This is a genomic window from Spirosoma aerolatum (assembly GCF_002056795.1).
In the GTDB taxonomy this organism is placed as follows: domain Bacteria; phylum Bacteroidota; class Bacteroidia; order Cytophagales; family Spirosomataceae; genus Spirosoma; species Spirosoma aerolatum.
In genome coordinates, this window is record NZ_CP020104.1 from 6,491,061 (window position 1) to 6,503,170 (window position 12,110).

General features: G+C 48.0%; 12 protein-coding genes. 8 read left to right on the top strand and 4 right to left on the bottom strand.

Features of this window, described 5'->3' with window-relative positions:
• Nucleotides 1–30: 30 nt before the first annotated feature.
• Together B5M13_RS27030 and B5M13_RS27035 are read right to left on the bottom strand one after the other, a co-directional pair.
• Complete coding sequence (locus B5M13_RS27030) at nucleotides 31–1,851, bottom strand: BamA/TamA family outer membrane protein (protein ID WP_394334324.1); 1,821 nt, start codon at nucleotides 1,849–1,851, stop codon at nucleotides 31–33.
• Nucleotides 1,852–2,293: 442 nt separating this feature from the next.
• A complete protein-coding gene (locus B5M13_RS27035) occupies nucleotides 2,294–2,815 on the bottom strand; it encodes a GNAT family N-acetyltransferase (RefSeq protein WP_080058636.1) in 522 nt (173 codons plus the stop codon).
• Between the two features lie 85 nt (nucleotides 2,816–2,900).
• Here B5M13_RS27035 and B5M13_RS27040 point away from each other — a divergent pair, with 85 nt between their 5' ends.
• From B5M13_RS27040 to B5M13_RS27075, 8 genes are all read left to right on the top strand, one after another.
• Nucleotides 2,901–3,491 (top strand): Maf family protein, encoded by a 591-nt coding sequence (locus B5M13_RS27040; RefSeq protein ID WP_080058637.1) that lies wholly within the window; start codon nucleotides 2,901–2,903, stop codon nucleotides 3,489–3,491.
• 64 nt (nucleotides 3,492–3,555) lie between these two features.
• Nucleotides 3,556–5,055 carry an alpha-amylase family glycosyl hydrolase gene (locus B5M13_RS27045; RefSeq protein WP_080058638.1) on the top strand — a complete coding sequence of 500 codons (1,500 nt, stop codon included), beginning with the start codon at nucleotides 3,556–3,558 and terminating at the stop codon, nucleotides 5,053–5,055.
• Nucleotides 5,056–5,141: 86 nt separating this feature from the next.
• Complete coding sequence (locus B5M13_RS27050; protein ID WP_080058639.1) at nucleotides 5,142–6,074, top strand: M20/M25/M40 family metallo-hydrolase; 933 nt, start codon at nucleotides 5,142–5,144, stop codon at nucleotides 6,072–6,074.
• 79 nt (nucleotides 6,075–6,153) lie between these two features.
• Nucleotides 6,154–7,578, top strand: coding sequence for an arylsulfatase (locus tag B5M13_RS27055; RefSeq protein ID WP_080058640.1), 1,425 nt, complete (start codon nucleotides 6,154–6,156; stop codon nucleotides 7,576–7,578).
• A 100-nt stretch (nucleotides 7,579–7,678) separates the two neighbouring features.
• Nucleotides 7,679–9,220: a sensor histidine kinase gene (locus B5M13_RS27060; protein WP_080058641.1), complete on the top strand. Its 1,542-nt coding sequence runs from the start codon at nucleotides 7,679–7,681 to the stop codon at nucleotides 9,218–9,220.
• Nucleotides 9,221–9,284: 64 nt separating this feature from the next.
• Nucleotides 9,285–9,797, top strand: a complete 513-nt coding sequence (locus B5M13_RS27065; protein WP_080058642.1) for a hypothetical protein — start codon at nucleotides 9,285–9,287, stop codon at nucleotides 9,795–9,797.
• The gene (locus tag B5M13_RS27070; RefSeq protein WP_080058643.1) at nucleotides 9,794–10,489 is read left to right on the top strand and encodes a LytR/AlgR family response regulator transcription factor; all 696 of its coding nucleotides are present in this window, start codon (nucleotides 9,794–9,796) and stop codon (nucleotides 10,487–10,489) included. The genes B5M13_RS27065 and B5M13_RS27070 overlap by 4 nt, the downstream gene beginning before the upstream one ends.
• A gap of 136 nt (nucleotides 10,490–10,625) precedes the next feature.
• On the top strand, nucleotides 10,626–11,549 hold the full coding sequence (locus tag B5M13_RS27075; RefSeq protein WP_080058644.1) for an aspartate carbamoyltransferase catalytic subunit: 924 nt from the start codon (nucleotides 10,626–10,628) through the stop codon (nucleotides 11,547–11,549).
• Between the two features lie 30 nt (nucleotides 11,550–11,579).
• Here B5M13_RS27075 and B5M13_RS34680 read toward each other — a convergent pair whose 3' ends face one another.
• Both B5M13_RS34680 and B5M13_RS27080 read right to left on the bottom strand, forming a co-directional pair.
• Complete coding sequence (locus B5M13_RS34680) at nucleotides 11,580–11,798, bottom strand: PIN domain-containing protein (RefSeq protein ID WP_394334302.1); 219 nt, start codon at nucleotides 11,796–11,798, stop codon at nucleotides 11,580–11,582.
• A gap of 15 nt (nucleotides 11,799–11,813) precedes the next feature.
• Nucleotides 11,814–12,023: a hypothetical protein gene (locus B5M13_RS27080; RefSeq protein ID WP_080058645.1), complete on the bottom strand. Its 210-nt coding sequence runs from the start codon at nucleotides 12,021–12,023 to the stop codon at nucleotides 11,814–11,816.
• Between the last annotated feature and the right edge of the window lie 87 nt (nucleotides 12,024–12,110).

Sequence of the window (12,110 nt, forward strand, 5' to 3'; positions counted from 1 at the left end):
ATGTAACAACATTAAATACAAATAAATTCATTATTGATACGGGATGATTTGAGGAGCGGATAAATCAAAGTCCCGGAATCGTAATGTAGGCACACCTTCAAATACCTGACGAAAGGGTATTGTATTATTAGGAATGTTCGGATAATAGGCTAATCGGATCTGGAAGCTATTGAACGTCAGGTTTTCATTACGGAGCCGAAAGCCAATCCCGTATCCTTGGTAAAGCGGTCCGCTCAACAACGGACGATCAGGAAAACTGACCAGCCCAAGGTTAACAAACGTGATGAATGCCACCCGGAAACCAATCAGATTAAGTTTAGAGAATAGAATATTCTCGTAATTAATGAACCACCGCTTGGTGCCAATGAGCGCATCGCTATTGACACCAATGCCGTCGGTATTTATTCCGCTACCCGTACTGCCCAACGAGATATATTCATTAGCGAATCGACTGATCCCAGTTGTGTAGCGTGTATTGAAGAAGTGACGCATATTTCCCCAACGGCTTTTTATCAGGGGACTGAAGTAGTTGGATTCAAGCGAAAAAACCCCCTGCTCGATTCTATTGGACCGAATGTATCCCCCCAGGCTGACCAACCCATAAAGATACCCCATCTGCCGCACATAATTACCCTGCGAAAAATTCAGGCCCATGTACTTCCGTCGGCCCAGTTCAGCATCATCGAATCCAGTAATAAGGGCAATCGATTCGCCCGTAGGAACGTCCTCAGTACGTCCGAATCCATAAATCAACACATCGCGAACATACTTACGACGAGAGTAGCCAACACTGAATAAAGTTGTACGACTGTCCTGGTAAATCTGGTTGGTATCGGCCGTTACCGTAGGTCGTCGGCTATAAGAATAATCCGTATTCCGCAGAGCAATGATGAGTCGTGAACGACCTTTCTTTTCAATATCATTATCGTTTTCCCGGTAAAACAGTCGAAACGACCGCCCAATCCAGACATCGGTATAGTTGTAGGAAAGAGGCACAAAGAGCACTGTATCGTTACGCGTAATCAGCCGATTATTCACCTGCGTGTGGTTTAGCTCAATCGATCCGGCATATTTGGTATCGGGTGTCAGAAAAGGGCGATAAATTTTGGCAGATATCTGTTTAAGGTCGCGTAGATATAACAGATCAGCCTGCGCTGTCAGGAATGTTTTTGCAATGAACGGCACCTTATAATGTGCCTGATATTCCATCGTTTGGCGGGGGTCTGTTCCGTTATAAGCTACCTGAGTCCAAAGCTGATGTCCCAAACCTCTAAAATTCAACTGGTTAAACCCAATACTAAAGTTCTGAAAACCACCAAAACCGCCAATAGGCAATAGCGACCAGACATCCTGCGTAATTACATAGACATCAACAAACTGGCGGCTTCCGGCACGAGGGACGATTAAAATACGGGCATCATGAAAAATTGATGTGGTTCGCAGGAGCCGCTCGTTATCGCGCAACACGGTGGGGTTGACCACATCGCCCTGTTGAAAAAGCAGGTATGATCGCCGAATGACATGCTCACGTGTGTTGGTATGCAAACGCCCCCCCAATCGTTCTATCCAGTTTCCAGGCTGACGCAGTGTATCATACACCGTCTGGCCGAATACACTCAACCGACGAATATAGATGTTCCCGATAATCCGTCCTTCAAAAGGTTTGAATGGATTGGTTTCAATCTGATTAACTTCTCCCGTTTGTAGGCGGCTGTTGTATACATCCTGAAAAACAGCATCGTATAACTGGCGAGTCAGCCGATGCCGGTACATCCGTTCTTTTAGGCGGCTATAAAAAATGCTATCTCGCAGGAGTGAGCTGTCTGTAACGGCGGTTAACTTAATGGCCATCAGCGAGTCGGTAGGCCCATATTGTATCGATTTAGGTTGCAGGGTATCTACCCGAACCCGGTCTGGATTCAATCGGAACCGGGTGCTGTCTGTCCGTTGCCGATTGGTATCCTGCTGCGCCTTTACCTCTACCATACATCCGGCAAATAGCATCAGGCACACTGCAATACAGCGTAGCCTAACTACATATCTGTTCGGATATACCTGATACATGGACTAAAGATCTAGTACTTAGAGTATGATGAGCCAAAATAGTTTAATACCGATAACTCCTGACCAAGAACGCTTAAGGCTATATTTTCTAATTATAATCCAATTAAAACTCAACTACAACATACATACGTAGACAAGCCATTTCAAGTTTCAGATCAATCGGGACTACAATTGACCCGTTGGTCAACTTAAATCAACGATCAGTTCCATTAACCTACCAATTAACCAACTAAGTAGTCAACTGTTTTTGAAGCCAGTAATCCCGCTGACGCTCGGAGCCAAACTGAAAATAATGGAAGCCCAGCCGCTCGAAGCCCATTTTCTGGTAGAACGCTATAGCCCGTACGTTACGCTCCCATACCCCCAGCCAGACGGATGTATACCCCTGAATACGCGCCCAGTCGAGACAATGCTGCATGAGTATACGTCCCTGGCCTTGCCCAAGTTGCGTTTGTAACAGATAAATACGCTGAATTTCGATGGCGTTCCGATCCATCATTCGGCGAGGAGGGCGGCCACGGCGGAGTTTAGCGTACCCGACGGGTTGTCCATCAGGTGTTTCCATTACAAAGAAAAACGACTTAGGATCAGCTAACTCAGCTTCTATAATCGGCAATGAAAAGGCCGACTGGATATATTCCTCAACCAGTTCGGCAGCGTTGTATGGCGGTCCAAACGTATCACGCATAGTCACCGCCGACATATCAGTAAGCAGGGCCGCATCGGCCAGCGTAGCAGGGCGAATTGTCAAAGGAATTACGATTAATAGTATACGATGTGCGATTATAGCCCGAAATTCGCTTTATTGTTCATCATTCATTGTTTGACCGTTGCAAATGCAATTAGTTTATCCCCTTGTACTGGCATCCGGTTCACCCCGACGGAAGCAACTCATGACCGATGCTGGTTTCTCATTTACCATCGAAACCCGACCAACCGACGAATTTTTTCCGGCAACTATGCCCGTCGATGAGGTAGCTGAATATCTGGCCCGTGAGAAAGCTACTCAATTCCAGGCTGATTTAGGCAATCGAATCATTCTGTGTGCCGATACGGTCGTTATTCTGGATGATCAGATTCTGAACAAACCCCAGGATGAAGCGGATGCACAGCGGATGCTACGTAGCCTGGCTGGGCGCACCCACCGCGTTCGGACAGGCGTTGCGATTCTATCGCCCGACGGGCTGACGTCATTTACAGACGAAACCATTGTGCAGTTTGCCAACTTATCCGACGACGAAATCGTGTATTACATCCGGACCTGCCACCCTTTCGATAAAGCTGGTTCTTACGGCGCTCAGGATTTTATCGGACTGGTTGGTATTGAGCGGCTGGAAGGCTCTTTTTATACCGTAATGGGATTGCCTACGCACCGCGTTTATCAGGCATTGAAACGATTTTTAAAGAGTGAAAGGGCGAAAGAGTGAAAGAGCGAACAGTAGCTTGCGTCAGTATTTCGCTCTTTCACTCTTCCGCTTCGATTCACTCTTTATGCATCTCCCTATTGGCCATACTGGCGTTCATTATGAAATTTTCGTCCGGTCGTTTGCTGACTCTAACAGCGACGGCATTGGCGATCTTAATGGCCTTACGGCCAACCTTGATTATCTGAAAGATCTGGGCATTTCGGCCATCTGGCTCATGCCCATTAGTCCATCGCCCAGTTACCACAAATACGACGTTACGGACTATTATGGCATCGATCCGGAATATGGTACGCTGGATGATTTCAAACGACTGATTCAGGAAGCCCATCAGCGGGGTATTGCGATCATTATCGACCTGGTTTTACATCATACCAGCATACAGCATCCGTGGTTTCGGGAGGCAGCAAAAGGCCCTCACAACCCGTACTGGAATTTCTACAAATGGCTTCGCCCCGAAGAGATTAAAGCGCGTAATCTGGCCACGCGCGATATTACGGCCGATTCCGACGAGCGGAACCCCTGGCATTCGGTAGCAGGGGCCAGATACCCCGAGAAATACTATGGAATGTTCTGGCAGGGAATGCCCGACCTGAATTTCGATCACCAACCCGTGCGCAACGAAGTTTTTAACATTGTGCGTTACTGGCTCAATGATATCGGTGTAGATGGCTTTCGGCTCGATGCAGCCCGACACCTCTATCGCGATTACGAGGAAACAAAAAACCACGATTTCTGGGAGGAGTTTGGCCGGAAGGTCGAAGCAGCCAAGCCGGGTGCTTACACTGTAGGCGAAGTCTGGACGCGGCCCGAACGCATTGCCCCGTATTATCGGGGTCTGAAAGCCAATTTCAATTTCGATCTTCGGCTGATGATTGAAGAAATTGTTCGCCAGGAAGACGATACTGAGGATATGATTCAGTTTCTGGCCTATGTTCATGCCGCTTTCGGCCATGTAAACCCACAGTTTATCGATGCCCTCATCTTGTCGAACCACGATCAGAACCGGATCGGCAGTTTGCTGAAGGGTAACCTGAACCATCTGAAAGTGGCGGCCAGTCTGCTGCTAACCTTGCCGGGTCTGCCCTATCTGTATTATGGCGAGGAAATTGGCATGCGGGGCGTAAAGCCCGACGAAAATATCCGGGAACCGTTCCTTTGGGATACGCGTGATCGAGATAAGCAGCGCACCTACTGGCGACGCGGGCGCTACAGCACCAGCCGAAGCATTCGTCCTCTGGCCCAGCAGAGAATCGACCCAGACTCGTTGTTCGCCCATTACAAACGACTGATTCAGTACCGAAACAGTCATTCGGTGCTGAATAACAACCTGAGCCGGTTAAAGCAATCGGGCATTCGCCAGAAAGGTACGGTTGCCTTTATCCGCTATCTGGAAAATGGGCCACGTGTTCTGGTGATTCATAACCTAACCAAAGACCCCATTAACGTTGTGCTATCGCCCGATGAGTACTGGTGCCATCAGATCGTTTTCGACACCGTACCGGGTAGTCAGCTCAGCAAAGATCGGGTTCAGATACCGGCCTACGGATGCGTTGTACTGGAATAAAGATGATTGCTCTTGTTAACCTAGTTGTACCAATACCATTACTAATTTATCTGGCCAGCCTAGTCAGGTACGCTTAAAAAGTATTTATGAAATTCTATCTTTTTTTTCCACTGCTTTTACTGGCAACATCGCTGTTCGGGCAGGAACCATCGGCAACACAAATTGATCAACACATCCGCTACCTGGCATCCGACAAGATGCAGGGACGCGGCACAGGTAGTCCCGAAAATGCAAAAGCCGCTCGCTACGTTGAAAAACTGTTCAAAAAATATAAGCTTACCCCCTTAGGGTCCGACGGATATTACCAGCCCTTTACGGCCAAAGTCAGGCGAGTCATTGTGCCGGATAGCCTTCGGGAAGCCCGAAACGTACTTGGTTTTCTGGACAACAGCGCACTGTATACCATTGTGATTGGCGCTCACTACGACCACCTGGGTTTGGGCAGACAGGGCAGCTCGAAGGATTCGATACCGGAGGGCAAAATTCATAATGGAGCAGACGACAATGCATCGGGCGTAGCCGGACTGCTGGAAATGGCCCGTTACTTCAGCCAAAACCAGGTAAAAGAACCGTATAATTTTCTGTTTATCGCCTTTGGTGCAGAAGAGCTGGGGTTGCAGGGATCACGCTATTTCCTGAACAATCCGACGCTACCGCTCGAAAAGATGAATTGTATGATTTGCATGGACATGATTGGTCGCTACAATCCCGAACGGGGCGTGGGTATTGGCGGGTATGGCACCAGCGATGCCTGGCCCACTGTGTTTAAAGGCGTTGAGAGCAGCATTAAATTCTTTACGGATCGAGCCGGAAATGGAGGTTCCGACAATGCGGCTTTTTACGCCAAACAGATTCCGGTACTGTTTTTTCATACGGGCGGTCACCCCGATTACCATAAATCCACCGACGATTCGGACAAAATTGACATAAACGCTGAAGAAGCCATTCTACGACTGGAAATCAGGCTCCTGGAAAATGCCATGCAGCTACCTAAAATGACATTTACCCCTGTCAAGTAAGGCGGGTGGGAATAACTCGCCATTTAGCTATAAACTGTGTGGGTTTCCACCGCAACGGCGGACGTTCCGCCCCACCGTTATGACAAAATATATTCTTTCAATCCTTCTTCTTGCTCCGTTTTATACTAACGCGCAAAACCGTCCGGCAACTCGTCCGAATATCATTTTCATTCTGGCCGACGACCTCGGCTACGGCGATGTAGGTATTAACGGGCAGCACTTGATAAAGACACCTAACATCGACCGACTAGCCCGCGAAGGCATGCAGTTTACGCAGTTTTATGCGGGTACGTCGGTCTGTGCTCCTTCACGGTCATCCCTTTTAACCGGAAAGCATACGGGGCATACGTACATTCGGGGCAACAAAGAAGTGCAACCCGAAGGCCAGCAACCCATTGCTGATTCAGTTACTACCGTAGCCGAACTTCTGCGACAGGCTGGTTATGCAACGGCGGCTTTTGGCAAATGGGGTTTAGGGCCAGTTGGTTCAGAAGGGGACCCTAACAGGCAGGGCTTTGACCGATTTTATGGCTACAACTGTCAGGCGCTGGCGCACCGCTATTACCCCGACCATTTGTGGGACAATGCCCAAAAGATCGCATTACCAGGAAATGAACAGCTACGGCAGGCAAACCAGTACGCTCCCGACCTGATTCAGAAACAGACGCTACGTTTTCTGGATGATCGTGACGGCAAGCAGCCGTTCTTTCTATTTCTGCCTTATATTCTACCCCATGCTGAATTGTTGGTGCCCAACGATAGCCTGCTGGCTTATTACAAAGGCAAGTTTCCTGAAAAACCGTATAAGGGAGCCGATTACGGCCCCAATGCAAAAACAGGAGGCTATACATCGCAGGAGTATCCCCGCGCTACGTTTGCGGCTATGGTGGCCCGGTTGGATCTATACGTTGGTCAGGTAATGGCTAAGCTTAAAGAAAAAGGGCTCGATCAAAACACGCTGGTCATTTTTACGAGCGACAATGGTCCACACACTGAAGGCGGAGCCGACCCGGCCTTTTTTAACAGTGGTGGAAATCTGCGCGGTGTCAAACGGGATTTGTATGAAGGCGGCATCCGCGAACCGTTTTTTGCACGCTGGCCGGGCACCATTCAATCGGGCTCAAAAAGCGACTACATCGGAGCGTTCTGGGATTTGTTGCCTACGTTCGCGCAATTGGCCGGAGCCAGGATTCCAAAACTTATTGATGGGCTTTCGTTTGTTCCCACCCTTACGGGCCGGGGTGTTCAGAAAAAGCATGATTTTCTGTATTGGGAATTTCACGAAAATGGCGGTCGGCAGGCCGTTCGGCAGGGAAACTGGAAAGCTGTTCGATTGCAGGCCATCAACAACCCGAATGGGCCAGTCGAATTATACGATCTGAGTAAGGATCCCGCCGAAGCGCATAATATGGCTGCTCAATACCCCGATAAGGCGAAGGAGCTTGCCCGTCTGATGACCCAGTCGCACATCGAATCGCCCCTGTTCCCGTTTGCGAAACAATAGCGCATATAGCCAGGCGGATTCGTCCCATTTTTTGGATTGTTCATCCCATTTCGCCCACACGCCTGTCGGTTCCACCTAGTTTTGGCTCAAACTTAATTCTATGTGGAACCTTACTTTCCTTCGCCGTTTTGAACCACTATTCCTGATTGTCATAGCGGTTATTTACGTTGTCCGACGACTTTTCCAGGAGGTTCACCGACTCGATGGCATGATCGAGCAGGTGCAAAAGCTTCGTATACCCGCTTCGACAATCTGGCATGACGTGAGCGACTACAATTACATTCTAAATAATAACATCCCACTGGTTTCGGGTATATGCTTTTTTCTGGCAGGCTGGTATAGTTTTCATCAGCGGGCCTATCCTCAACTAAGTTTATCCCTTCAGGATCAAAAGGGATGGATATATCTCTTGCAAACGGCCTTACTACTGTTTGCCAGCGCGTTCAGCTATCATTATCTTAAGCAGTACGTCCGTTTTCGACATGATACCCTGCAGCAGATCATCGGGCTGAAAGTTTATTCTCTATACCGAAAGCGTACGGTTCTGGCCGATACCATTGGACTCGGGATTGTTCTGCTAGCCTACGAATTGGTTTTTCAGTTCTATTCATTCCTGAACCAGAAAATAGAGCAGGAAACGCAGCGCTATTTACGACCACTTAGTTACGTATTCCTGGGCGGAGTTGGTCTGTTTCTGCTTAGTTTCGCATTGGATGGTAACCTCCCTCCTACATTATGGCAATTCCATCTACAGAATACGCTCACCCTACTGACCTTATTTATCCAGGTCTATTTCCTGCATATTTATTGTTTCAGATACATTCTTCCCAATCTTCGCACCCCTTCGCCCGCCTTCCCTTACCATCTGCTTATTTATGTCCTGCTTGGTCTGGCAGGGCCACTACTCGTCTGGTTTGCTTCGGCCTCATTCCATTACTTTGGCAATATTGTTCTGTTTCTGCTGGTCAGTTACGTGGGTTCTTTTTCCATAGCCTATCTGCGAGAAACATTTTCGACTGAAAAAACCGTACTACAAACGCAGGTATCCTCGAAAGCTGCCGAACTGGCCAGCCTTCGGGCCCAGATCAATCCGCATTTTCTGTTCAATGCCCTCAACAGTCTGTATGCTACTGCATTGAAAGAAAATAGCGAAAAAACAGCCGATGGTATTCAGAAGCTGGGTGATATGATGCGGTTTATGCTCCAGGAAAATAATCGTGAACGGATTCCCCTAAGCAAAGAAATTGCCTATCTGCAAGATTATATTCAGTTGCAGCGGATGCGTCTGGATGAATCGCACAACATCGAAATTCGGGTGACGATTCAGGAGCCTGAACGCGAGATCTATCTGGCGCCTATGATGCTGGTTCCGTTCGTCGAAAATGCCTTTAAACATGGCATCAGCCTTCGCCATCCGTCGTGGATTTACATTACCCTCACCCTCGACGCTACCCATCTGTATTTCAAAGTTCATAACTCCCTGCATCCAAAACACGCGAATGATCCCGAAGATGAACAGTCGGGATTGGGACTCGACAATGTTCGGAAACGGCTGGAGTTGATTTATCCCGGTCGGCACCAGCTTACCATTCAGCAGTCGGAACAGGACTATTTTGTAGGGCTCACGCTGGTTTTCTGGTAGCCTCTTCACATCAACTTCCCAAGAATGAATCATTTATTCTGGTACCATTAAATCTCCGATCATCATGCGACAACTCGCGGTTGCCCTACTTTTGATGTTACTGGTTGCCAAAGTCGTAATCGGCCAAACGCCCTCACCAGCCGTTGAGCAAAAATCCCCTGAGGGCGAAACCCGTTTAATACCACTTTTCCCGACAGCCGTTTACTTAGGCCCTGGGCGTACCCACATCGGGTATACAAGTCGTACTTACAGCTATGCTAAAACGGACCAGGGTGTCGTAAGTATACCCAGCACAAATCAGAACATGAGTATACTTATCGACCAAACAGGCAACCTCTTCCATACGTACAATTGGACTGGTTTTAAGCCGATTGCAAAAAAACTGATTTATATAGCCTCTAAAAAACTAGCCGCTTTAGTTAGAAAATGCATACTTCGCAACCGTCCGGACTACCTTCGGCAACTCATGAGCAAAGGCAATATCGTTAGGAGAAAACTGTTTGGGAACCAAATCAGGTATGTGCTCTGTCATGAATCGAATGTTACTTTGTTCGTGAAAGCAAATCTGGCCTTATGACGTTAACCGCAATCGCTATCGACGACGAACCACAGGCGCTGGAAGTGATCCGGCTACATGCCGCCCGGATAAGTTTTTTGGACCTGAAAGCCACGTTTACCGACGCGTTCGAAGCTATTACCTGGCTACAGACCTATAAAGTGGACTTGCTCTTTCTGGACATTAAAATGCCCGACATTTCCGGTATTGATGTGGTCAAGTGCCTGTCTAGAGTACCAATGATTATCTTCACAACCGCCTATTCGAGCTATGCCGTTGAAGGCTTCAATCTGGACGCAGTCGACTATCTGTTAAAACCGTTTCCACTGACACGGTTTTTGAAAGCCTGCAATAAGGCGCTGGAGCATAAAACCGCACGCATCGGCATAGAACCGGCATTTCTGTTCATCAAAACAGGGTATGACGAAGAAAAGGTTATGCTGGAGGATATTTTATACATTGAAGCCGATGGAAACTACCTGACGTTTGTACTTAAAACCCGAAAGCTCCTGAGCCGACAAACCATGACCGAGCTTCAGCAACTTTTGCCTGCGGATCAATTTGTCCGGGTTCATCGTTCTTATCTGATTGCCATTCATAAAATTGATAAAATCGGTCGCCAGGAGCTTACGATAGCAGGCAAACAAATTCCTATCGGGGCTTCCTATGAAGAGGCTGTAGCGGGCATACGCGCCAGGATTACCCAGCAGTGAAATCCGTGCCCAAATAAATCTGGTAATCAACCGATTACTGAATTTCTTGCAGAGAAGTAGGCGGCAATGTGGCTAATACGATTCGGTTTACGGACATGAGCCTTATCTTTGCCCGATTTTTACCCGTATCAATCGCATGGCCCAATCGCTCAGCGTCCGCCATTTGGTGGGCATCAAAGACCTGACCGAGTCTGATATTCAGCTCATTCTGGAAACGGCCAGTCAGTTTAAGGAAGTCATCAATCGACCGATCAAAAAAGTCCCGTCCCTGCGCGATGTGACGATTGCCAACGTTTTTTTCGAAAATTCGACCCGTACGCGACTCTCGTTTGAGCTGGCCGAAAAAAGACTCTCGGCCGATGTGGTCAATTTTTCGGCGTCGGGGAGTTCGGTCAAAAAAGGCGAAACTCTACTAGATACGGTCAATAACATTCTGGCCATGAAGGTCGATATGGTGGTGATGCGGCACAGCAGCCCCGGTGCTCCTCATTACCTGACCCGGCACATCAAAGCCAATGTCGTCAACGCGGGCGATGGCACCCACGAGCACCCTACGCAAGCCCTGCTCGACTCCTTTTCGATCCGCGAAAAACTGGGCGATGTAGCCGGAAAACGCATAGCGATCATTGGCGATATTACGCACTCCCGCGTAGCACTGTCCAACATTTTCTGTTTGCAAAAACAGGGCGCCGAGGTAATGGTTTGCGGCCCCAAAACACTGATTCCTAAATACATTGAAGCACTAGGCGTAAAAGTCGGGCATGATGTTCGGGCAGCACTGGCCTGGTGCGATGTAGCCAACGTACTACGCATTCAGTTAGAACGGCAGCAAATCAAATATTTTCCTTCACTTCGGGAATACTCGCTGTTTTTCGGCATCTCCAAACAGATGCTCGACGACCTCGACCGACCTATCGTACTGATGCATCCCGGTCCCATCAACCGGGGCGTCGAACTTACTTCCGATGCCGCAGATTCGGCGCACAGCATCATTCTCGACCAGGTCGAAAACGGTGTAGCGGTTCGGATGGCAGTACTGTACCTGCTGGCGCAGTTGTAATTGGTTTATACAGTTACGTATAAAATGATTTTAACCAACTATTAAGTTAACCGGATACTGATTGAATTTCCCACCGTCTGAAACAACAGGCCATGAGCGGGCAATGGCTTGAGCAATAATCATTCGGTCAAATGGATCACCGTGGTGCATTGGCAATGTATAAAGTGTATGCAAATCACTCGGTTCGATATCCAGGAATTGGAATCCTTGCTTCGGTAGCAGCGAACCTAAGTAATATGTGCGTATCAATCAATATGGGATTAGTCACGGCATATAGTCAGTAAACTCGTTCAGTGGTTCGTTAAAATCATCACTAATTCGACCGATTATATATTTGGCGAAACCAAACTTACGCTCAACCAACGTTCGGGCAGAACCTGCTGGTTCATGCAACCGAATTATGTTAAGATCAGCCAAATCTTCTAGTAGCTTATAGGCCTTCTGGTTAAGAATTTCCACCATTATCGTTTCCATACTTTTGTTGATCCGTTTCCAAAATATACAGTTGTCGACGTAGTTTTCTCCCTAATCAACCTAAATGATTCCCTTTCTGAACTAATT